We start from the raw sequence: 21,469 nt of genomic DNA on the forward strand, positions 1-21,469 counted from the left end.
GCAAAGCAATATATTGTGCCAATGTTGATTTGTCTTAAGGAGCAGTGTTAATAACAATAAGCGAACTCATTAGCCAAAAAATATAATTTGTAATTTAAATGTTAACTAGACTCAGTAGTCTAGTTTTATAAAACTAGACTGTCCAGTCTATTTTTAGTTACTATAACGTTAAATAATGAGTAGTAAGCCCGACACTCAATTATGCTTAATGGGTTAATTTACGGAACCAACATGACAAAAAAAAACACATCGCTTAATAATATCGAACAGATTAGTTTGAGCCGCAGTGAACAAAAGCGTGCTCAAGTACTTGAGTCTGCGATTGACCTTTTTTGTCATCAGGGTTTTCCTAATACCAGCATGGATGAAGTAGCAAAACATGCCGGAGTATCAAAACAAACTGTTTACTCTCACTTTGGCTCCAAAGATGATTTGTTTGTATCTGCGATTGAGTCTAAATGTGTTGTACATCAACTCACTGGCGATGCCTTAATTGATGCAGCAAATCCACAACGGGTTATTTTGCAGTTTGCTCTGCAATTTGGTGAAATGATTGTTAGCAAAGAAACCATGACTGTATTTAAAACTTGCGTAGCTCAAGCTGACACTCACCCAGAAGTGTCTAGATTGTTTTATGACGCAGGCCCCAAGCACGTACTCGGACTGATTAGAAATTACTTAAAAAAGGTCAATGAGCATGGCGAATACTTTTTTGAAAATCCACATGAAAGCGCAGTTAGACTATGTTTAATGTTATTTGGCGAACTAAAATTACGTCTAGAGTTAGGCTTAGAAATAGGTGATTTGCTGACAACCAGACAACAATACTTACAAGATACTGCCGGGATGTTTTTGCGAGCCCACCAAGTTGACGTAAAATAAGCCATCAAAAGTTGAACCTAATTGGCTCGATAACAGTATTATTGTAATTAATCCAAGTTACTATTAATCCAAGTTGTAATTAAGCCAAAGTAATAGCTAACTTATCTCATTATTTGAAGGGAAGCAGATCGATATGACGCTTTATAACGTTAACGTAATTCAGCCAAAATCATTGAGTACATCAGCGTTGTCAATTTTGCTAGCATCGGGACTGTTGTTAAGTCAGCATGCTTTAGCAGCGCCAGAACGTTCACCATTTTCGCTCACTGTGGCTCGTACATCAACGGGTACCGCTAATGTTGGGGCTGATAGCAATAACCCTAATCAGTTACAGCGTGATGCTTGGAAGACCAGTTTTTCGGCCAGCATGCCACTCAATCGTCAGTGGTCAATTGGGGCAAATCTAGGCTACGACAATCTCGATTATGACTGGGATATGAACCAAAACACTCCTTTACGTTCAACGATTCAACCTTGGTCAACCATACATCAATACAGTGCTGGTTTATCGTTATCTTATCGTCTTGATGATCATTGGATGTTCCTTATAGCACCCAAACTGCAATACGCCTATGCCGATACAGCGTCATCTTCAAATGCGCAAAGTTATGGTGTCGTTGCCTCGGGCATGTACCGCTTTGATTCCGGCAATATGCTGGGCTTTGGTGTTGCCTATTTAAATGATATTTCAGAAGTACGCACCGTACCTTATTTAGCCGTACGTTGGCAGATAAACGATAAGTGGGTACTTGCTAACCCGTTCCAAGCTGGTTTTAGTGGTCCTGCAGGATTAGAGTTAAGTTATCAGTATAACCGTGACTGGAATTTCGGTGTGGGTAGCTCAAAGCGAACAGAACGTTTTTTAATTGCAGACGATGACAAAACCATTGAAGTAGAAGAATGGGTAGGCTTTGCTCGCGCAGGCTGGCAAGCAACGACTAATGTTAGTCTTAATGCGTATGCTGGTTATTATTTTGGTGGCGAAATGGAGTTAAGTTATCCGGATGTTACTGAAGATATGGAAAACCAAGCCGCATTCGGTTTAGTGTTCAAACTGACGTTTTAATGATAAATGTTAATGTCATACAATAAAAAATGCCGCTGATGTCAGCGGCATTTTTATATCAACAAGGTAGCGTAAATGTTCAATTAAAAGTAAGTAACTTCTTTTACGCGTTTAGGGCGATTTTGTTGTTCGTACAACTGCCATACTTGCTTAAAATCGAGTGCTAGCTCCGTGACATAAAATTCACCAGAAGGGTAGGTCTTAACCACTTTAGCGCCGCGAATAATACCACTCACGCTAGACTTAACGTTGTCGTCAGTTAATAACCACTCACTTACGTCGCTATTTGCCGAAATCTTTTGTCCATATACTTGCTCAGCCAACTCTCGGTAAGCGGCAATTTTTGAAGCTTGCATCGCCATTAAAATACGATGTGATGGCTCTTTACTGGGTTGGGTCGCCAACGGGGCATAACCAATTGCCGTTAGTGTTGGGAATGAAGCTGGCGCTTCGGTTTCCCACTGAACATATTTATCTTTGCTCACACAGCCAGTTAGCAGCAATAGCATAATTAACATCAACGACTTCATAGCTTATCTCCTAATACGGTGTAACGACTGTCGCCCTTATTTTCGTGGCGATACAGTAAACCATTGCGTGATTCAATCATTTCAGAGGGCTGTAAATAACCCGATAAGCTCGATGCTGCTACAAATGATTGCACCGCTGAAAGGACGCGATTATTAGTCACATTAACCACTCGGCCGTTAAACACAATACCTTCAGGGGTTAGGGTCATGGTTGACACTAATACATGCGATACCGGCAAATCTGCACGTAACAGTTCCCAGTTGCGGCTCAACATAAACTCGCCTTGTTCTGTGGCGCGCAAATTTGTCGCCACATTTAAATCGACTAAATTAAATTCATGAGCGTGGAACGCCGCGAGTAACCCTTGTTGTAACTGCAATGCTAATTCATTGGTCGTATTGAAATTACTGGTCATCACTGGCGTAGAAATCAGCAGTGGTTGATCTGGGCGTAAGGCGTCGTTTTGTAACACTAACTCGTTAACTAACTTTTCTGCCCACACATTCACTTGGCCTTTGGGTGATATTCCCGCAGCCTGAATATCATAAGCCAGCTTATCGTGATAAACCTCATCTTCGTCGACGATTTTGACAAATTTACCGTTATTACTAAAGGCAAGGTTATTGGCAGCATTAGGCGTTTGGGTGCATGCCGCTAACGATAACGACGCAAGCATGACCGTGGAGATAAAAAGCCTGTTAATCATAATAATTCCTCTAACAAATAATGCCGCTAGTCTTGGTATAAATGAGTCATTTAATCGCCTTGTACATCGATAACTAAGGCCAATTATGTACTCTTTCTTATTGGTGTCTTTATATCGGCAAATGCGTTAAAAGCTTTACTGTAATAGTGCAACATCGAAAATAATCACTAATATAGTGAGTCGGCACAATTTTTGCTTTGATTAAAATAGAGTAAATTGAATTTACAAAATTGTGAAAAATAGACGATTTTTTGACATTAGGACATTGTATGTTGATCCGACACAGCCCTGCTAACCGAATTAAAACCTTCAATCACCTTGCTGTAATGGCAATGCTATGTGTAAGTGCATGGTGTGTTACCCCGTCGGTATTGGCTGAACAAATTGAAGTGACTGGTAAGGCTAAAATCGTTAATGGCGATATAGATAAGGCCCGTGAAGACGCCATAAGCCAAGCGTTAAATTATGCTAGCTTAAAAGCCGGGGTTAACTTTTCCAGTGAACAACAAGTCAACCAAGGTCGGCTTACTCAAGACACCTTTCAAATTCAGCGGATGGGATCGGCCAATAACGTTGAATTAATGAGTGAAATGATCAGCCAACACACCATCACCGTGGTATTACAGCTTGAACTCAGCGAACAAGAACCTAACGCTCAATGTAAAAGCCAGTCTCTCAAGGCCGCGATTATGTTGCCACAAGCCTATTTACAAGAACGCGAACAGTTGCGTTATGGTCAATTAGCTCACTTTGAAGAGCGGATCACCGAACAATTAGGTAAAGCTATCAATGCGCAGTCGCGATACAGTTTTGCTCGACTGCATGCAGATGAAAAAATTGATAACACCAATCAACTGGTCAACTTTAAAGGATATCGTATTCCCAGTTGGTTAGGCGAAATCACCGACAGCCAATATCTGCTGCAACCTGAAATCATTGATATTTCGACCGAACCAGCTCAAAGCAGTTACATGGGCTTTGTCGAGGATGATCCACTAAGACAGTTTATATTTAAATTAACCCTTTACCACGGGATCAGCGGTGAAGTGGTGTGGTCAGAATCATTCGCCACCTCAGCGCCTTGGGAATTTGAAAGACAAGAAATCGTCTCACCTGCTAACCAGCGCTTTTGGCGATCATCTTATGGTCAGGCGATCAGCGATATTTTACAGCAAAGCGTCATGTCGCTGGATAAGCAGTTAAACTGTCGTCCATTATTAGGCCAAATTGTAGCCAGGCAAGGGGATCGTATTATCATTAATTTAGGCCGTAAAAATGGCGTTAAAATGGGTGATAAGTTCCAAATCGTATTACAAAAGAATATCCCAGACAGATTTAATTCCATGCGTGCCATAGCCACAAAAAGCCGTGCCAATGTGGTTATCGAACAAGTTACCGAAAACAGCTCAACCGCAATATTTGACGGCATCGACAGCGCTGACAATATTCAAGTGAACGACATTGCGATTAAGAACTAATGATTGGTTACTAGAAGCTAATTGTTCCAAACTAAGTGTTAAGTGCTAAGTGCTAAGTGCTAAGTGCTAAGTGCTAAGTGCTAAGTGCTAAGTGCTAAGTGCTAATCGATAAGAGTAAGGCGATTATGAATTAGTTGGTTATTAATCAAGCAATTAAATATAAAAGGTTTAATTCGATTATAAACTCAGTATAATCACGTGGTCTCTCTATAGCTCAACAGGATAGAGCAGCCGCCTCCTAAGCGGCCGATCGGGGTTCGAGTCCCTGTGGGGAGACCATATAATTTATGTTAATTCTTGCTACTAATCTTTTTACCCTCATTTTAATTTAGTCGTTTTTTCCTAGATTCAGACTTTTCTTCAATTAATCTTTTTATCTTCAGTATTAATATTTTAACAAATCATCACATCATTTATCTCTATCGCTATCGCAGTCTGATCGGCTTTAGCGCTATAATTGCGCTTCATTTTTTGTTGCTAGGAGCAGTTGTTTGTCACATTCATATATTCCGTTTGATCTTTATAAGCGTAAGTGGATTTTTAACCATAAAGATTTGCCTGTATCAGATGATGATAAGGCCTTGATTAAACCACTGACCGATAAAAGTGCCATGGAAGTGTGGGATAAGTGGATAAGCAATAAGAGTAGTCGTGCTGAATTGTTTGAAAAAGGCGATTGGCCAATAAAGCAAGATGCTTGGGCGGCAACGGAGCATTGGCAGTCGGCATGGGATTCTAATGATAATGCGATGCCTGAAGCAATTATTGCGCATATTCAATGGCCTGATGATGCGGTGGTGTACTTTTGTTATGAAAAGTACCAAATAGTTGAAACTCGCTGGGATGTGTTTGTGCGTAATTGGAAGTGCTTTTTATTTTTTGATGATGGCCCAATACTCATCTCGCCAAAGCACAAGCAAGCCTTGATGTTTCTACAGAATGGCCAATATAAATTAGGCGTTCGCGGTTAAATTAGCCGACTTGAGTTGCGGTTGTTGGTTAAACGGCTGATGTTGTAGTCGTTGGTATTTCAGATTTTTAGAGAGTTTATATGAAAGTATTAGCTTCAATTGGATTGAGCTTATCGTTAATGATGCCGATGTTGGCACAAGCTAGCATGATTGCAGATGTTGATGTAGCAGAGCAAATGACAGTCGTAGAGCAGCCATTGATATTGAATGGCGCTGGTGTACGCAGTAAATTTTTTATGGATTTATATGTGGGTAGTTTATATCTGCCGACAAAAGCGCACACTCTGGAAGATGTGCTTGCTCAGCCGATAACGGTGATCCAGCTAACGATTACTTCTGGGATGATCACTTCAGACAAAATGCGTGATGCCATTACTGACGGTTTTGAAGGTGCTACCGACAATGACACTCACTCAATTGCCAAAGATATTGAACATTTTACCCAATTGTTTGCAGATGAAATTGTCGAAGGTGATCAATTTACTTTTGTTACACAAAAAGGCAAGGGTGTGAGCAGTATTAAAAATGGGATAGCTCAGGGAGATATTGCTGGAGAGGCATTTCGTCAGGCTTTACTTAAGATTTGGTTAGGTGAAGAGCCTGCACAACAAAGTTTACGCCAAGCTATGCTAGCTCAGTAAATCACCTGCTAGGTTCTAGGGCGGACTGCGTCCTGCTAGGGTCGCTGCGCTTCTAGGGACAGCTTCGCAGCTAAGATTTTATAGCCTCTAGCCGCGAAGCGTCCTAGCAGCGCAGCGCTCTAGGCTGTTGCTAAGTTTTATAGCCTCTAGGCTTTATTAGGCTGAAAAGTCATTGCCTAGTGTTGAAATGGTAGAAGTTTTACCTTTGTCATTGTAGGTCAAGCTTGAGGCATTGCGACTGGCTTGTAATGCTTGGGCAAATCGATTGAGGCTGGCGATATTGAGCTCAATCAAGCTGGCATTCTGACTGTTGATGTCTTTGCACTCGGCGAGAATAGCTCTAGCTTGTGCGACTTGTTGTGCCAATTCAGCATCGGTAGTAAGCAGATCGTGCTGTGGGTGGTTTGCCAGTTTCTCGTCAGTAGTTTTCATATTGAATAAGCACTGGGTTTTATCTTTGGAAAGCGCCAGCAGCTTATCGGCATCTTGTTTGGATAATGCCGCTTTTTCTTCAACAATAAGCGATTTCAGCTGCACTAATGTCTGATTTTGGTTATCAAGCAGTTGGTGTAGCTCTTTGCGCTGTTCTTCGCTTGCTTGCTTATGTAATTGCTGGTTTAACTCTGTCATAAATTACTCTTAGGTTTTCTTAACTAACACTTCTCTATGATGCAAGTTTGCACCTAATTATCTGTGTGTCGTTAAAACAAATTAAAGAGTAACGTTTAACGGTTACTCTCTGTCAAACGATAAACCGCCTAGCTCTGCTTCAAAGCTGGCAATATTCGCCGCAAGTTTTTCTGGGTCAACTTTATATCGTCCCTCAGAGATTGCTTGCTTAATTTCAGCGACCTTTTTTTGGTCGACTTCTGGTAACGATGCCATTTTTGTTTGCGCGCTCTGAAGCTGTTGAGCTTGAGAGGTAATGCTAACGGAATCTGTTTTAACCGGTGCAGCTGATTTTGGGGCTGCAGTAGTTGTAGATTGCGTAGCAGACTGCGTGTCACGTGCAGTGCGCATTTGTGTATTGGTAGCAGTGTTATGCTTAATGTCAATTGCCATGGTAGGCTCCAGCGTAATGAATCAGGTTTTCCAATCAGGCTATCGGCACCCCAGGAAAAAACTTTAACGCTATTTTACATTCTTACTTCAACTTCGCCAACGCCAATTACAACAGCATCAAATTGTTTGCTAGTGTTACTGTTTTTTACTCTGATAACCTCATCGATATTGCCATCTCGCAGTGCTTCCCCAAGGGTTTTTATTTCTACATTAGTGGTTTTTGCATAGATAGAAACAGTGTCACCTTTGCAAACAAAACACAGGTTATTACTTAATACTGGAGAGTCTTTCGCTACCCGGCGTTTCACTCGTGAGCCAATTAATGTCGTAATGTCGGAAAAAAACTGACCTTTTAAGCTATATTGGTCAACATACATAACTTGTAAATGATGTTCGCCAATAATTTGGTCTGGGGACAATAGTTGGTTAGCAACCACAACAGGATATTGTATTTCGACTCGAACAGAGAGATACATTTGCCATGGATAATCAAAGTCTGGGCTATTGCAGCTGAGTTTTACCATGTTATTTCGACTAATAGCTCGTTCACTGGCAAGTTCAACATTAATCGGCGGGTAACAGGCTGGTGGGCTGATACGGCCCTCAAGATTTTGTGGGGTTATTTGCACTTTAGCTTTTGAGTCGGCATCAATTTTTTTGGCTACCGCCTCTTTAGCTAACTTATAAATGGTCGATAGGGAAGGTGTGATTATTTCTTCGCTAGCAAATGCTGGCAAAGAAAATGTTATTGAGCACAAAAAACATAAAAAAAATACTTTCATAATGAAGATACTAGCTTGTTTTGCCAGAATGCACCTATACTTTGAAAAACGAAAAATATGCGAGTAATCTCTGCATACGCAATAAGCTAAAATAAATGGGCTAGGGGACATAAGAATAACATTATCCCTTTGTCAAAAAAGTGTCAGTTCACAGTGCGAGCTAATTTATACAAATTAAAGCAAGTTGCATGCCCACTTTTTTGATTCATTAAATTGATATGTATTTGTTAGATTGGTGATGGTTTAGACTCAAGTTGAGTGATCATCAGTAAGATATGCACTAACCGTATTATGCTAAACCAAGGTTTACTATAATTTCAGAGAACAATTTTTATCCTTTTTGGGTGACAGTTAACTACAAGGCCTTGTTATGTCGAGCATTTTAGATTCAGTAAATAAACGTACCCAACTTGTCGGGCAAAACAGACTAGAGCTGCTATTGTTTAGGCTTAGCGGCCGTCAACGGTTTGGCATTAACGTGTTTAAAGTGAAAGAGGTTTTGCAATGTCCACCACTGACTACGTTGCCTAAATTAAACCGTTTTGTTAAAGGTGTTGCTCATATTCGTGGTGCAACTATTTCCGTTATCGATTTAAGTGCAGCAACGGGTGGACGTCCACTGACATCAACAGAAAATTGCTTTATTATCATTTCCGAATATAACCGTAGTATTCAAGGTTTTTTAGTGAGTTCTGTTGAACGTATTATCAACATGAACTGGGAAGCGATTATGCCTCCACCGCAAGGTTCTGGCCGTTCTTCTTATTTAACCGCGGTGACAGAGATTGAAGGTGAGTTGGTTGAGATTCTAGACGTTGAAAAAATTCTTGATGAAATTTCACCGGTTAAGACTTCTATCAGTAAAGAGCTCAATGAAGCATTAACTATTGATAGAGAACAGCATTATCATATTATGGTTATTGATGATTCAGCAGTGGCACGTAAACAAATTATTCGTTCGTTAGAGTCATTAAATCTGCAAATCGATACCGCTAAAGATGGTAGAGAGGCGTTAGAAAAACTGAAAAGTATTGCCGCAGAAATGGATGATGTGTCAGTTGAGATCCCGTTAATCATTTCTGATATTGAAATGCCTGAAATGGATGGCTACACCTTAACGGCTGAAATTCGTAATGATCCAAAATTAAAGAATATCAAAGTTGTATTGCACACATCATTAAGTGGTGTATTTAACCAGGCGATGGTACAAAAAGTAGGGGCTAACGACTTTATTGCTAAGTTTAACCCCGATGAGTTAGCCGCCGCGGTTAACAAACATTTAAGTTTATAAACCTTTTATTATTGCAAAAGATTGCAAAATATTGGAGGTTGAGCTCATAGGCTTACATATTAGGAAGATAATGTGACAGATAAATCACTTGCTGAAGCAGAGTACAATCAATTTAGACTGTTTTTAGAACAGCATAGCGGTATTGTGTTAGGTGAGAACAAACAATATTTAGTACGCAGTCGTTTAGCTCCTTTGATGGGAAAGCATAATTTGCCTTCTTTGTCTGAGGTGGTTAAAAAATCGATGAAACCGATAGAGCGGCAACTGCGCGCTGAAGTGATAGATGCGATGACCACCAATGAAACGTTATGGTTTCGAGACCGTTATCCATTTGAATTACTGCACAATACTCTACTGCCTGAATACAGCAAGCTTGGCAGACCATTAAAAATTTGGTCGGCGGCATGCTCTTCAGGGCAAGAACCTTATTCGTTGGCCATGACGGTGTTGGAATATCAACAGCGTAAACCTGGTACTTTACCAGGAGGCGCGACGATTCAGGCAACAGACTTATCACCTTCTATGTTAGATCGTTGTAAGAATGCTGAATATGATGGTTTAGCACTTGCTCGTGGTTTGTCTGAAGAACGTAAACGTCAGTTTTTTGATGCTTTGCCTTCAGGCAACATGAAAGTTAAAGATAATGTGAAGCGTTTAGTTAACTTTAGAGCCCATAATCTACTTGAAAGTTATAGCTTATTAGGTAAATACGATATTATTTTTTGCCGCAATGTGTTGATTTACTTTGCTCCTGAGGCAAAGGCTAAAATTTTGCGGCAATTTGCTGCCGCACTTAATCCTAAGGGTATTTTATTTTTGGGTGCGTCAGAATCTCTAGCAGGGTTAACCGATGAATTTAATATGGTTCGCTGTAATCCTGGGATCTATTATCAAAAGAAAACCTAGATAATATAATAGTTTAACCTATTTATCATGCCGGCATTCGTCGGCATGTTTGTTTTTGTCTTTTATTCACCCATAAATTAAATTGTTGGCATAACCTTTGCTTTATTTCTATCAGTTAGCTGATGGAGGCAATTTTATGGCGATTAATTTCGATAATGCATTAGGTGTTCACCAATATTCTTTGGGCGTTCGAGCGCAAAGAGCAGAAGTGATTTCAAGTAATATCGCCAATGCCAATACTCCTCATTATAAAGCTCAAGATGTCAATTTTGCTTCTGCTATGCAAGCTGCAAGCTCGCATCAGAAAGGCTTGAGTATGAGCCAAACTACAGAGAAACATTTTGATTTAACGGCGTTAAGTCAACAGCATGTTCAATATCGTATGCCAAATCAAGCTGATACTGGCGATGGTAATACTGTCGATACGCAAAAAGAGCAAGCTGCATTTATGCAAAATGCGCTCGAATATCAAATGTCATTAGGCTTTCTTGAGGGAAAATTTAATGGCATGCGTAAAGCATTGCGAGGTGATTAATTATGAGTTTATTTAATATTTTTAATGTTTCTGGTTCAGGTATGTCTGCGCAGTCAGTGCGTTTGAATACCACCGCCAGTAATATTGCCAATGCTGATTCTGTGTCTAGCAGTGTCGATAAAACCTATCGCGCGCGTCATCCTGTTTTTGAAGCCGAAATGCTAAAAGCCAATAGCCAACAAAATAGCTCACCTGGCGTGACCGTTAAAGGCATTGTCGAAAGTGATAAACCATTATTAAAAGAATATTCGCCAGACCATCCCATGGCGGATGGTGATGGTTTTATCTATAAACCTAATGTCAATGTGATGGAAGAAATGGCGGATATGATTTCTGCATCGCGTTCTTATCAAATGAACGTTCAGGTGGCTGATGCAACAAAGTCTATGTTGCAACAGACATTAAGGATGGGTAAATAGTATGATTATTCAAGGAGGTAACAATGAGCCTCGTTAATTCTTACAGTCAGTCTTTACCGCAACAATCCAGTAGTGCATCTAATACTAGCGCTACAACGAAAAGTTCTGTACAGACAAATACGACTAGCACGACTACGGGTAATCCTTTCCTAGACGGAATTCGTTTGCCTGAAGAAAGCGCTATCCCTGAATCAAAAGATCAGATGTTAAAGCAAGAGGATTTTTTTGCTTTACTTAGTCAGCAGTTGTCGATGCAAGATCCTTTTAAACCGGTTGATAACGATCAAATGATTGCCCAAATGGCATCGTTTTCTACAGTAGATGGTATTTCAAATCTTAATGATGAAATTCTTAACCTTAATACTGTGATGAGTTCTAGCCAGGCGTTACAAGCTTCAGGCTTGGTTGGACGTAAAGTGCTCATTCCTTCTGATACCGGCGCTATCTCTACTGAAAGCTCTGAGATAAAAGGGGTGATCAGTACACCGTCAGCGATTGAAACGATTACGGTAAGGATTGAAGACGAGTCGGGTCAGCTTATTAAGAGCTTTAATGTTGACGGCAGTAAAGGCGGCAATGTTGACGTGACTTGGGATGGTTTAGATAAAAGTGGTAACCCAGCTAAAGCGGGTAATTATGCCATTAAGGCCAGTGGTAAAGTCGATGGAACGTCGGAAGATTTAGCCGTGTCGACTTACGCTCATGTTACTAGTGTGTCATTAGGCACTGTAGCAACAGGAGCAATTTTGAATTTGCGTGGAGTAGGTGGAATTAAGTTATCTGACGTACTCGCAGTATCTGAAACATAGTACGGCTAATAACGAACCGTTAGCTGTCATCATAAATGAATTAAATGTGAGAGGTGTAATATGTCATTTAACATCGCATTGAGTGGTATCGCTGCCGCGCAAAAAGATTTAAATACGACCGCGAATAACATCGCCAACGTCAATACTATTGGTTTTAAAGAATCTCGAGCTGAATTTGCTGACGTTTACGCCAATTCAATTTTTTCTAACAGTAAAACTGCAGTGGGTGGCGGTGCAACTACCACACAAGTTGCGCAGCAGTTTCATCAAGGTAGCTTGCAATTTACCAGTAACTCGTTGGATATGGCGATCAGTGGCGGTGGCTTCTTTGTTACCTCTTCAGAATTAGGTTCGCAAGATCAGTCATACACCCGTGCGGGGGCGTTTAAAGTTGACTCAAGTAATTATATGGTCGACTCAGCAGGTAATTTTTTACAAGGTTTTCCAGTGGATGAAGATGGTAACTCAACTTCAGTGAGTTTAACTACAACTCAACCAATTAAGATACCTGACACAGCAGGTAGCCCTGTGCAAACCGGAAATGTTGGTTTGCAGATGAATCTTAATGTGAGTGAAACAGCCTTAGATCCAGCTAATTTTAATCCTGCTGATTCTGATACATTCAATAATTCCACCTCGGTGACGATTTATGATTCGTTAGGTGAGTCGCATATTATGACTACCTACTTTGTTAAGCCAACGAACGGTTCATATACTGGAGAAAGTAATTGGGTGGCATTTTATGCGGTTGATGGTGACCCTGTTGACGTTGCAAGTGGACCCGGTACTTATTCCACTGATACTGATGGTGATAGCATAGCTGATGGAACAGGAACCGTGTCAGCTGCTAACCCTGGCGGGGCTGCTGGTACATGGTCAGGTGCGGTGCTTAAATTTAACTCTGTAGGTGCTTATACAGGCAGTGATCCTGCCATTATTACCACTGAAGCACTAGGTACCGGAGGTGCGGGTGCTTTAGGTCCTGGGGCGGATGGCACTCAGACTCTTACGATAAAATTTAATAGTCCAACCCAGTATTCATCTCCGTTTGAAGTGACCGAATTAACTCAAGATGGTATTACAGTGGGTCGATTAACCAATGTAGGTATTGGTTCAGATGGTTTAATTACCGCCAGTTATAGTAATGGCTCAACGGTTCCATTATCGCGTGTTGCTTTAGTTCGTTTTGCTAACGAGCAAGGGCTCACTCAAGTGGGTAATACCTCTTGGAAAGCCAGTTTAGATTCAGGAGCCGCATTAGCCGGAGAAGCCAATAGCGGTACATTTGGTAGTATTCGTTCATCAGCGCTTGAACAATCAAACGTTGATTTAACCACAGAGCTGGTAGATTTAATCTCTGCTCAGCGTAACTTCCAGGCTAACTCGCGTACACTTGAAGTCAACAATACTTTGAATCAAACGATATTACAGATCCGCTAAGTTTACGTTTACCTTTACCTTATTAATTTATGTTTACGTGATAATAGGTGTTGCCGTTTACGGCAACACCTTGCCTTTCCCCTTGTTATTGTTACTCCTCGCTACTCTTTGTTATTACCTCACTAGTGTTGATAGATGCTTTTTTGACACTTAGGCGTTATTCGTTAATTTTATTGATTAACCGATTCATGTAGTTACCTCCTTACAACATAACTTAAAACTCATTGGCATGATGCTTGCTTATTCTGTGTATATAGTGTTTTTGCAGAAAGTTTGACGGAGCAAAAAATGGACAAATTTCTTTATATTGCCATGAGTGGCGCAAAGCAAGGGATGAATGCCCTAGCAGTGAGTGCGAACAATCTTGCTAACGCCAATACAGATGGATTTAAAGCAGACATGGTCCAAGCCCGTTCAATGCAGGCTTTTGGTGAAGGCTTGCCTACACGGGTATTTTCGATGATGGAAAGCCCAGGCAGTAACTTTAACGGTGGTCCAATTAAAACCACTGGTCGCGATCTTGATATTGCGGTTAAGGGTGATGGCTGGCTTGCAGTGCAAGCGGCAGATGGTTCTGAAGGATACACCCGTGCGGGCAGTTTGAAAATTGACAGCACAGGTATGTTGTTAAATAGCAGTAACCGTCCGGTAATGGGGGCTTCGGGTCCTATTGTGTTACCTATTCCAGTTGAGAAAATTGAAATTTCCGCCAACGGTATTATTTCAGTACGTCCGCAAGGCGCAACCGCTGAAGTGATAGAAGAGGTCGCGAGGATTAAATTAGTTAATCCGGGCAACGAAAACCTAATGCGCGGTGAAGATGGTTTGTTTCGCCTTATTGCAGGTGGTAATGCTCCAAACGACCCAGGGGTTCAAGTTGAAAGCGGCGCGGTTGAAGGAAGTAATGTGAACTCAGTGCATGAAATGGTCGCCATGATTGATATTCAACGTCAATACGAAATGCAAGTCAAAATGATGAAGAACGCTGAAGAAATTGATCGGGCGTCCACTTCCTTGATGAGAATTAGTTAGGAGTAATTATTATGCATCCAGCGTTATGGATAAGTAAAACCGGTGTCGATGCCCAGCAAACTAACATTGCCGTTATTTCGAATAACGTGGCCAACGCCAGCACTGTCGGATTTAAGAAAAGTCGCGCGGTATTTGAAGACTTACTGTATCAAACGGTTAATCAAGCCGGTGGCATAAGCTCAGATAATAGCAAATTACCCAATGGTTTAAACATTGGTGCAGGTACTAAAGTTGTTGCTACCCAAAAAATGTTTACCCAAGGCAACATGCTTACTACCGATAACTCATTAGATTTAATGATTGAAGGTTCGGGCTTTTTTGAAGTTCAAATGCCGGATGGTACAGCAGCTTACACGCGTAATGGCCAGTTTAGCTTAGACGATACCGGTCAGATTGTAACTCCAGGTTCAGGCTATGTGGTGCAACCGCCAATTACCATCCCGGATGATTCAACCAGTATTACGGTGTCTGCATCGGGCGAAGTATCAGTGCAAACCCCTGGTACCGCAGCAAGTCAGGTTATTGGCCAGTTAACCATGACCGATTTTATTAATCCGGCAGGTTTAGACCCGTTAGGACAAAACTTGTATACCGAAACGGGTGCAAGCGGCACACCTATTCAAGGTACAGCATCGTTAGACGGCTTAGGTTCTATTCGCCAAGGAGCACTAGAAACCTCTAACGTGAATGTAACAGAAGAGTTGGTCAACCTTATTCAAGGTCAACGTATTTACGAGATGAACTCAAAGGTTATCTCGGCAGTTGACCAGATGCTGTCTTATATTAATCAGAATCTCTAAGGAGCTAACATGATTAAATACATTGCGTTAGCCTCAGTGGTGTTATTGGTTGGTTGTAGCTCAACCGCTAAAAAACCGATTGCTGATGATCCATTTTATGCGCCGGTATACCCAGATACAGTACCTACGCAGGTGGCGGCGACGGGGTCTATTTATCTTGATAGCCAAGCATCAAGCTTGTATTCCGATATTCGTGCGCACCGCGTCGGTGACATTATTACCGTGACGTTAAAAGAGTCCACTCAAGCGTCAAAAAGCGCCAATAACGAAATCAAAAAAGGCTCAGATTTAAGCGTAGAGCCAGTTTATGCCGGCGGTAAAAATATTTCCATCAGTGGTGTCCCAATTGATTTAGGTTACTCCGACAGCATGAATACCAAGCGCGAATCTGACGCCGATCAATCTAACAGTTTAGATGGCAGTATTTCGGCCAATATCATCCAAGTGCTAAGTAACGGCAACTTGGTGATCCGCGGTGAAAAATGGATTTCAATTAACAACGGTGATGAGTTTATTCGTGTCACCGGAATGATCCGCAGCGAAGACATTAATCCAGACAATACAATCGATTCGACACGAGTGGCTAACGCTCGTATTCAGTATAGCGGTACCGGTACGTTTGCTGACTCCCAAAAAGTCGGTTGGCTGAGTTCATTCTTTATGAGTGACTGGTGGCCTTTTTAAGGAGTAATGCATGAAAACTAAACTGCTTATGTCGACTGTCGCAGTAGTCGCATCAATACTAATGCTAACCGCGCCTGCACATGCCGAACGGATTAAAGACATCGCCAGTATTCAAGGGGTGCGAAGTAACCAATTAGTGGGTTATGGCTTGGTGGTGGGTTTGCCTGGTACTGGGGAAAAAACCCGTTATACCGAACAAACCTTTAGAACCATGCTCAAAAATTTCGGTATTAATTTACCAGACTCTGTTCGTCCTAATTCAAAGAATGTCGCTGTCGTTGCTGTGCATGCCGAAATGCCGGCCTTTATTAAGCCGGGTCAAAATCTTGACATTACCGTGTCCAGTTTAGGTGAAGCAAAAAGTTTACGTGGTGGCACTTTATTACAAACTTTCTTGAAAGGGGTCGATGGCAATGTGTATGCCATTGCTCAGGGAAGCTTAATTGTAAGTGGTTTTAGTGCCGAAGGGCTAGATGGCTCAATGGTGATTCAAAACACTCCAACCGTTGGCCGTATCCCAAGTGGTGCCATTGTCGAGCGCAGTGTAATTAGTCCGTTTGCTAGTGGTGATTATCTTACGTTTAATTTACGTCGTTCTGATTTTTCTACGGCCAAACGTACCGCAGATGCAATTAACGATTTACTTGGCCCAGACATGGCAAAGGCAATTGACGCCACATCTATTCAAGTGAGCGCGCCACGCGATGCTTCACAGCGGGTGTCGTTTTTATCGGTATTAGAAAACATTGAAGTTATACCCGCAGAAGAATCAGCCAAAGTGATTGTTAACTCACGTACCGGCACCATTGTGGTTGGCCAAAACGTCAAGTTATTACCCGCGGCTGTCACTCACGGCGGATTAACTGTGACTATTGCTGAGGCGACCCAAGTGTCACAACCCAACGCATTAGCGGGTGGTGATACGGTTGTTACGACAAACAGTACGATTGATGTGTCAGAAAAAGATCGTCGTATGTTTATGTTTAATCCAGGTACCACACTTGATGAGCTTGTCAGAGCCGTGAATTTAGTGGGTGCAGCACCATCAGACGTACTTGCCATACTCGAAGCGTTAAAAATGGCAGGCGCTTTGCATGGTGAACTTATCATCATCTAATAATTGTCGGAATGACTATGGAAAAGTTGTCAGCTTCATCGAACTTTCTGGATCTAGGAGGACTAGATTCACTTCGTGTCCAAGCCCAGAAAGACGAGAAGGGGGCACTTAAAGAAGCGGCAAAGCAATTTGAAGGTATCTTTATTCAAATGCTAATGAAAAGCATGCGAGATGCTAATGCCGCGTTTAAGTCAGACAATCCAATGAACAGTGAAACCACCGCATTTTTTGAACAAATGCGCGATCAGCAAATGTCAGTCGATTTATCTAATAAAGGCATGTTGGGGCTGGCTGAGATGATGGTGCAGCAATTAGACCCAGATGATAGCCCCATTACACCAGCATCGGTATTGCGTGGTAATACAGACTACAAAGTTAACCCAAGTATGTTTGTTGCTCCAGCAACAGAGTTAGATAAAGACACTCTCGATATTATCGCGCCAAAAGATCAAATAGCAGCATCGCATTCTGTTATAGATAGCGCCGAATCGATGCGACCAATGTCAGCCCAACTTACTAATGTGCTAGACGGTGAACAGTTAAATAGTGTATTGCGCGGTGAGCAATTAGCCAGTCAAGCGGTACAAATAGGCAAAGTATTGCCGCAAGCTGATGTTACTTTGCCAAAAAGCAAAGGCATAGCTGTGAGTCAATTTACCAGCCCAGAACATTTTATTTCAGTGTTGTATCCCCATGCTGAAAAAGCGGCTAAATCGTTAGGAACCTCAGCTGAGGTATTAATTGCCCAGTCAGCGTTAGAAACCGGTTGGGGCCAAAAAGTGGTACGCCGTAATGACGGCACTATGAGCCATAACCTGTTTAATATTAAAGCAGACAAGCGTTGGCAAGGTGATAAAACCTCAGTCAATACGTTGGAATTTGAAAAGGGCATTGCGGTGCAACAAAAAGCGGATTTCAGAATGTATGACAACCTTGAGCAAAGCTTTAATGACTTTGTGTCATTTATTAGCCAAGGCGATCGTTATCAGGATGCGCGTAAAGTTGCCAGCGAGCCAACTCAATTTATTAAAGCGTTACAAAAAGCTGGCTACGCCACAGACCCTCAATATGCCAATAAAGTCATCAATGTGATGAAATCGGTTAAAGAAGGCCTTAAATCTATATTACCTGTGGAGACTAAATAATGTCGATTGACTTACTCAATATCGCTCGCACAGGCGTTCAAGCATCTCAAGCACAGTTAGGGGTGACCAGTAATAACATCGCCAATGCCAATACTGAAGGTTACAACCGTCAAGTTGCTACTCAGTCATCATTAGAATCACAACGCTTGGGCAATAGTTTTTATGGCACCGGTACTTATGTGTCGGATGTTAAACGTGTTTATAACGAATTTGCCGCACGTGAATTACGCATCGGCCAAACCAGCATGAGTGCGGCTGAAACGTCTTACAGTAAGTTAAGTGAGTTAGATGAGATTTATTCTCAAATTGGCAAAATGGTGCCAGAAAATCTAAATAACTTTTTTGCTAGCATTAATAGTGTGGCCGATTTACCGACAGATCTTGGTATTCGTACAAACAGCTTAAGTTCTGCGCAGCAGTTGGCCATTGGCTTAAATCAAATGCAATCACAACTTGATGGCCAAACAAAACAAACCAATAACCAAATAGAATCCATTACCACTCGAATAAATGAGATAAGCAAAGAACTAGGCAGCATCAATTTAGAGTTGATGAAATCCCAAGGCCAAGACAGCCAAGTATTAGACAAGCAAGACGCACTTATTTTAGAGCTCAGCCAGTATGCTCAGGTTAATGTTATTCCGTTAGATACCGGCGCAAAGTCAATTATGTTGGGCGGCTCGGTGATGTTGGTATCGGGTGAAGTGTCGATGTCGATGGGCATGAGTACTGGCGACCCTTATCCAAATGAACCGCGCATTAATGCTTCTATTGGCGATAAAACTCTTAATGTTGATCCGTCTAAGCTGGGTGGTCAACTTGGCGCATTATTTTCATTTAGAGACGACACCTTATTACCTGCCAGTACTGAACTCGGTCAATTAGCATTAGGCATTGCAGACACCTTTAATGAAATGCAGTCCAAAGGTTTTGATTTAAACGGTGACATTGGTAGTGATATTTTTCGTGATATTAACGACCCATTAATGGCATCTGGCCGTGTCGGAAGTAATTCTACTAATAGCGGTACGGCAGCCATGTCGGTCAATATTGACGATGTGGGAGCTTTATCTGGAGGCAGTTACCAGCTGGGTTATACCACATTAGGTGGCTATCAACTAACAGATACTCAAACCGGTAAGCAAACCACATTAACCCTATCAGGTAGCCAACTTACAGGTGGCGCAGGTTTTAGCATTAACATTGACAGTGGTGCGATAGCTGATGGCGATAAATTTGATATACGCCCAACAGCGGGTGCTGCAGCGGGCTTAAAAGTAGTGATGACCGACCCTAAAGGCATTGCCGCAGCAGGGCCTCAAATTACGCCAAATACAACCAACTCTGGTGAGTTAGCGGTAAAAGTGAATGCCATTAATCGTGCCGACGCTAACTTCCCGGTTACAGGAAGTGAACTTTCGGTTCGAGTTAATACCAATACCGCTATAAAAACTTTTGAAGTTTTTAATGCCGCTGGCACGAGCGTTGGTGGCCCAACAGCATTTACTCCGCCACAAATAAATACAGGTTTTGGTTTTAGTTTCGAAATTGACGACCAATCAACCGCAGGTGTCACCGATACATTCACCTTTGATTTGTCATTTGCCGAAGGCGATAACAGCAATGCCGTTGAAATGGCTAAACTGTCGGACACCAAATTAATGAATAACGGCACTGGCACCTTAACCAGCGTATTTGAAAATACTAAATTGGATATCGGTAGCCAAACTAAGTCTGTTGAAGTGCGCGTGGGCTCAGCGACGGCAATATATCAACAAGCTAGTACTCGGGTGCAAAGTGAATCTGGTGTAAACCTTGATGAAGAAGCTGCAAATCTATTGCGCTTTCAACAATCCTATCAAGCAGCTGCCAGAATTATGACTACAGCGCAAACCATTTTCGATACTTTATTCAGCTCGGTTCGCTAGGAGATACATCATGAGAATTTCTACCGGACAGATGTTTCAGCAAAACACTAATAGCATATTAAATAAGCAATCTGCCACCAACACCATCATGGCGCAAATTGATAGTGGTAAAAGAGTCAATACCGCAGGTGACGATCCTGTTGCAGCCATCGGCATTGATAACTTAAAGCAAAAAAATACCTTAATAGATCAATTTGTAAAAAACATTGATTACGCCACTAGTCACATTCAACAAGCCGAAAGCCAGTTAGGTCAAGCTGATACCTTAGTTGGCAGCATGAAAGAGTCTGTGCTTCGCGGCATAAACGGCAGCATGACTTCCGCCGAGCGGCAAGTGATTGCCGATGACATGCGTCAAAGTCTTGAACAATTAATGTCCATTGCCAATACCAAAGACGAATCGGGTAATTATATTTTTGCGGGCAATAAAACCAACAGTGCACCTTTTGCTTTCGCTAACAATGGCGATGTGGTTTACAGCGGTGATTCCGGTATTCGTAAAAGCAATGTTGCTGCAGGGGTACAAGTTAATACTAATGTGCCAGGCGACGCCGCCTTTATGAATGCACCAAATGCAATGGGCGATTATGGCGTCAATTATTCGTCATCTCAGCAAGGTGACCTTGTTGTCTCTAGCGCCAAAATCACTGACTCGACAACCTATACTCCTGGTTCTTATAGCTTTAGTTTCGCCGACGACGGTGCGGGCGGGCTTAATATTTCGGTAACCGACAGCGCTGCACCCCCGGTTACCACGGTAACGGCTTTTGACGCTTCTGTGCCGGTCAGTGTTAGCGGCATTGTGGTTAAAGTAGATGGTGAGCCTCAAGCTGGCGATAGTTTCAGCATAGAAGAAGTGGCACAAGTCAGCATTTTCGACACTTTCAGCAAGGCTATCGCATTATTCGAAAGTGGAAATGACACACAAACACCTGCTGGTCAGTCAGAGTTGGCACAGCTCTTGAATAACATTGACAGTGGCGTCAATCAAATGAGTCAGCAACGTAGCTTAACCGGCAACAGCCTAAAAGTGCTGCAACAGTATAGCGACAATCATATTGATGAAAAGTTGATTAACACCTCGGCTCTATCAAAGTTAGAAGATTTAGATTTTGCCTCGGCAATTACAGAATTTGAAAAGCAACAAGTCGCACTCAGCGCTGCATCGAGTTTGTTCAGCAAAGTAAGTTCGACCAGTTTGTTTGACTATATATAAAACACGTTTCACCACACATTAAACAGTT

Annotated in this window: 23 protein-coding genes and 1 tRNA gene; 19 read left to right on the forward strand and 5 right to left on the reverse strand. The window is 41.9% G+C overall.

Going from position 1 to position 21,469, the window contains the following annotated elements:
- Positions 1-231 precede the first annotated feature (231 nt).
- Both SFRI_RS05925 and SFRI_RS05930 read left to right on the forward strand, forming a co-directional pair.
- Positions 232-882 (forward strand): TetR/AcrR family transcriptional regulator, encoded by a 651-nt coding sequence (locus SFRI_RS05925; protein WP_041412836.1) that lies wholly within the window; start codon positions 232-234, stop codon positions 880-882.
- Between the two features lie 133 nt (positions 883-1,015).
- Positions 1,016-1,948, forward strand: coding sequence for a DUF6268 family outer membrane beta-barrel protein (locus SFRI_RS05930; protein ID WP_011636624.1), 933 nt, complete (start codon positions 1,016-1,018; stop codon positions 1,946-1,948).
- An 83-nt stretch (positions 1,949-2,031) separates the two neighbouring features.
- On the opposite strand, the gene SFRI_RS05935 is transcribed toward SFRI_RS05930, so the two are convergent.
- The gene (locus SFRI_RS05935) at positions 2,032-2,478 is read right to left on the reverse strand and encodes an LPP20 family lipoprotein (RefSeq protein WP_011636625.1); all 447 of its coding nucleotides are present in this window, start codon (positions 2,476-2,478) and stop codon (positions 2,032-2,034) included.
- Positions 2,475-3,185 (reverse strand): FlgO family outer membrane protein, encoded by a 711-nt coding sequence (locus SFRI_RS05940; RefSeq protein WP_011636626.1) that lies wholly within the window; start codon positions 3,183-3,185, stop codon positions 2,475-2,477. Before SFRI_RS05940 ends, SFRI_RS05935 begins: the two co-directional genes overlap by 4 nt.
- Before the next feature lie 269 nt (positions 3,186-3,454).
- On the opposite strand from SFRI_RS05940, the gene SFRI_RS05945 reads away from it, so the two are divergent.
- From SFRI_RS05945 to SFRI_RS05960, 4 genes are all read left to right on the forward strand, one after another.
- Positions 3,455-4,663 (forward strand): flagellar assembly protein FlgT, encoded by a 1,209-nt coding sequence (locus SFRI_RS05945; protein WP_011636627.1) that lies wholly within the window; start codon positions 3,455-3,457, stop codon positions 4,661-4,663.
- A gap of 203 nt (positions 4,664-4,866) precedes the next feature.
- Positions 4,867-4,942 (forward strand) — tRNA-Arg (locus SFRI_RS05950).
- A 212-nt stretch (positions 4,943-5,154) separates the two neighbouring features.
- The gene (locus SFRI_RS05955) at positions 5,155-5,634 is read left to right on the forward strand and encodes a DUF2947 domain-containing protein (protein WP_011636628.1); all 480 of its coding nucleotides are present in this window, start codon (positions 5,155-5,157) and stop codon (positions 5,632-5,634) included.
- A gap of 80 nt (positions 5,635-5,714) precedes the next feature.
- Positions 5,715-6,275, forward strand: a complete 561-nt coding sequence (locus tag SFRI_RS05960; protein WP_011636629.1) for a chalcone isomerase family protein — start codon at positions 5,715-5,717, stop codon at positions 6,273-6,275.
- Between the two features lie 156 nt (positions 6,276-6,431).
- On the opposite strand, the gene SFRI_RS05965 is transcribed toward SFRI_RS05960, so the two are convergent.
- The 3 genes from SFRI_RS05965 to flgA all read right to left on the reverse strand — a co-directional run bounded on the left by SFRI_RS05965 (position 6,432) and on the right by flgA (position 8,119).
- Positions 6,432-6,905: a flagella synthesis protein FlgN gene (locus tag SFRI_RS05965; protein ID WP_011636630.1), complete on the reverse strand. Its 474-nt coding sequence runs from the start codon at positions 6,903-6,905 to the stop codon at positions 6,432-6,434.
- A gap of 102 nt (positions 6,906-7,007) precedes the next feature.
- The gene (gene flgM, locus SFRI_RS05970) at positions 7,008-7,337 is read right to left on the reverse strand and encodes a flagellar biosynthesis anti-sigma factor FlgM (protein WP_011636631.1); all 330 of its coding nucleotides are present in this window, start codon (positions 7,335-7,337) and stop codon (positions 7,008-7,010) included.
- Positions 7,338-7,411: 74 nt separating this feature from the next.
- On the reverse strand, positions 7,412-8,119 hold the full coding sequence (gene flgA, locus SFRI_RS05975) for a flagellar basal body P-ring formation chaperone FlgA (protein WP_011636632.1): 708 nt from the start codon (positions 8,117-8,119) through the stop codon (positions 7,412-7,414).
- Positions 8,120-8,489: 370 nt separating this feature from the next.
- Here flgA and SFRI_RS05980 point away from each other — a divergent pair, with 370 nt between their 5' ends.
- The 13 genes from SFRI_RS05980 (at position 8,490) to flgL (ending at position 21,441) form a co-directional block, all read left to right on the forward strand.
- A complete protein-coding gene (locus SFRI_RS05980) occupies positions 8,490-9,410 on the forward strand; it encodes a chemotaxis protein CheV (protein WP_011636633.1) in 921 nt (306 codons plus the stop codon).
- 72 nt (positions 9,411-9,482) lie between these two features.
- Positions 9,483-10,316: a CheR family methyltransferase gene (locus tag SFRI_RS05985; protein WP_011636634.1), complete on the forward strand. Its 834-nt coding sequence runs from the start codon at positions 9,483-9,485 to the stop codon at positions 10,314-10,316.
- 136 nt (positions 10,317-10,452) lie between these two features.
- On the forward strand, positions 10,453-10,851 hold the full coding sequence (gene flgB, locus SFRI_RS05990) for a flagellar basal body rod protein FlgB (protein ID WP_011636635.1): 399 nt from the start codon (positions 10,453-10,455) through the stop codon (positions 10,849-10,851).
- Between the two features lie 2 nt (positions 10,852-10,853).
- Positions 10,854-11,270, forward strand: a complete 417-nt coding sequence (gene flgC / locus SFRI_RS05995; protein WP_011636636.1) for a flagellar basal body rod protein FlgC — start codon at positions 10,854-10,856, stop codon at positions 11,268-11,270.
- Positions 11,271-11,293: 23 nt separating this feature from the next.
- Complete coding sequence (gene flgD, locus SFRI_RS06000; protein ID WP_011636637.1) at positions 11,294-12,079, forward strand: flagellar hook assembly protein FlgD; 786 nt, start codon at positions 11,294-11,296, stop codon at positions 12,077-12,079.
- A 60-nt stretch (positions 12,080-12,139) separates the two neighbouring features.
- A complete protein-coding gene (gene flgE / locus SFRI_RS06005; protein ID WP_011636638.1) occupies positions 12,140-13,519 on the forward strand; it encodes a flagellar hook protein FlgE in 1,380 nt (459 codons plus the stop codon).
- Positions 13,520-13,807: 288 nt separating this feature from the next.
- Positions 13,808-14,551, forward strand: a complete 744-nt coding sequence (gene flgF, locus SFRI_RS06010; RefSeq protein WP_011636639.1) for a flagellar basal-body rod protein FlgF — start codon at positions 13,808-13,810, stop codon at positions 14,549-14,551.
- 11 nt (positions 14,552-14,562) lie between these two features.
- Positions 14,563-15,351 carry a flagellar basal-body rod protein FlgG gene (gene flgG / locus SFRI_RS06015; protein WP_011636640.1) on the forward strand — a complete coding sequence of 263 codons (789 nt, stop codon included), beginning with the start codon at positions 14,563-14,565 and terminating at the stop codon, positions 15,349-15,351.
- Positions 15,352-15,360: 9 nt separating this feature from the next.
- The gene (flgH, locus tag SFRI_RS06020; protein ID WP_011636641.1) at positions 15,361-16,035 is read left to right on the forward strand and encodes a flagellar basal body L-ring protein FlgH; all 675 of its coding nucleotides are present in this window, start codon (positions 15,361-15,363) and stop codon (positions 16,033-16,035) included.
- 28 nt (positions 16,036-16,063) lie between these two features.
- Positions 16,064-17,152, forward strand: coding sequence for a flagellar basal body P-ring protein FlgI (locus tag SFRI_RS06025; protein WP_425271584.1), 1,089 nt, complete (start codon positions 16,064-16,066; stop codon positions 17,150-17,152).
- 17 nt (positions 17,153-17,169) lie between these two features.
- Positions 17,170-18,297, forward strand: a complete 1,128-nt coding sequence (gene flgJ / locus SFRI_RS06030) for a flagellar assembly peptidoglycan hydrolase FlgJ (RefSeq protein WP_041412839.1) — start codon at positions 17,170-17,172, stop codon at positions 18,295-18,297.
- On the forward strand, positions 18,297-20,225 hold the full coding sequence (gene flgK, locus SFRI_RS06035) for a flagellar hook-associated protein FlgK (RefSeq protein WP_011636644.1): 1,929 nt from the start codon (positions 18,297-18,299) through the stop codon (positions 20,223-20,225). The genes flgJ and flgK overlap by 1 nt, the downstream gene beginning before the upstream one ends.
- Before the next feature lie 10 nt (positions 20,226-20,235).
- On the forward strand, positions 20,236-21,441 hold the full coding sequence (gene flgL / locus SFRI_RS06040) for a flagellar hook-associated protein FlgL (protein WP_011636645.1): 1,206 nt from the start codon (positions 20,236-20,238) through the stop codon (positions 21,439-21,441).
- Positions 21,442-21,469: the final 28 nt, after the last annotated feature.

The organism is Shewanella frigidimarina NCIMB 400, assembly GCF_000014705.1.
Taxonomy (GTDB): Bacteria; Pseudomonadota; Gammaproteobacteria; order Enterobacterales; family Shewanellaceae; genus Shewanella; species Shewanella frigidimarina.

Excerpts from the sequence above, each read along its gene's own strand:
- SFRI_RS05925 (WP_041412836.1), top strand. The coding sequence starts at position 232 with ATGACAAAAAAAAACACATCGCTTAATAATATCGAACAGATTAGTTTG.
- SFRI_RS05930 (WP_011636624.1), top strand. The coding sequence starts at position 1,016 with ATGACGCTTTATAACGTTAACGTAATTCAGCCAAAATCATTGAGTACA.
- SFRI_RS05935 (WP_011636625.1), bottom strand. The coding sequence starts at position 2,478 with ATGAAGTCGTTGATGTTAATTATGCTATTGCTGCTAACTGGCTGTGTG.
- SFRI_RS05940 (WP_011636626.1), bottom strand. The coding sequence starts at position 3,185 with ATGATTAACAGGCTTTTTATCTCCACGGTCATGCTTGCGTCGTTATCG.
- SFRI_RS05945 (WP_011636627.1), top strand. The coding sequence starts at position 3,455 with ATGTTGATCCGACACAGCCCTGCTAACCGAATTAAAACCTTCAATCAC.
- SFRI_RS05960 (WP_011636629.1), top strand. The coding sequence starts at position 5,715 with ATGAAAGTATTAGCTTCAATTGGATTGAGCTTATCGTTAATGATGCCG.
- SFRI_RS05965 (WP_011636630.1), bottom strand. The coding sequence starts at position 6,905 with ATGACAGAGTTAAACCAGCAATTACATAAGCAAGCAAGCGAAGAACAG.
- flgM (WP_011636631.1), bottom strand. The coding sequence starts at position 7,337 with ATGGCAATTGACATTAAGCATAACACTGCTACCAATACACAAATGCGC.
- flgA (WP_011636632.1), bottom strand. The coding sequence starts at position 8,119 with ATGAAAGTATTTTTTTTATGTTTTTTGTGCTCAATAACATTTTCTTTG.
- SFRI_RS05980 (WP_011636633.1), top strand. The coding sequence starts at position 8,490 with ATGTCGAGCATTTTAGATTCAGTAAATAAACGTACCCAACTTGTCGGG.
- flgB (WP_011636635.1), top strand. The coding sequence starts at position 10,453 with ATGGCGATTAATTTCGATAATGCATTAGGTGTTCACCAATATTCTTTG.
- flgC (WP_011636636.1), top strand. The coding sequence starts at position 10,854 with ATGAGTTTATTTAATATTTTTAATGTTTCTGGTTCAGGTATGTCTGCG.
- flgD (WP_011636637.1), top strand. The coding sequence starts at position 11,294 with ATGAGCCTCGTTAATTCTTACAGTCAGTCTTTACCGCAACAATCCAGT.
- flgE (WP_011636638.1), top strand. The coding sequence starts at position 12,140 with ATGTCATTTAACATCGCATTGAGTGGTATCGCTGCCGCGCAAAAAGAT.
- flgF (WP_011636639.1), top strand. The coding sequence starts at position 13,808 with ATGGACAAATTTCTTTATATTGCCATGAGTGGCGCAAAGCAAGGGATG.
- flgG (WP_011636640.1), top strand. The coding sequence starts at position 14,563 with ATGCATCCAGCGTTATGGATAAGTAAAACCGGTGTCGATGCCCAGCAA.
- flgH (WP_011636641.1), top strand. The coding sequence starts at position 15,361 with ATGATTAAATACATTGCGTTAGCCTCAGTGGTGTTATTGGTTGGTTGT.
- SFRI_RS06025 (WP_425271584.1), top strand. The coding sequence starts at position 16,064 with ATGTCGACTGTCGCAGTAGTCGCATCAATACTAATGCTAACCGCGCCT.
- flgJ (WP_041412839.1), top strand. The coding sequence starts at position 17,170 with ATGGAAAAGTTGTCAGCTTCATCGAACTTTCTGGATCTAGGAGGACTA.
- flgK (WP_011636644.1), top strand. The coding sequence starts at position 18,297 with ATGTCGATTGACTTACTCAATATCGCTCGCACAGGCGTTCAAGCATCT.
- flgL (WP_011636645.1), top strand. The coding sequence starts at position 20,236 with ATGAGAATTTCTACCGGACAGATGTTTCAGCAAAACACTAATAGCATA.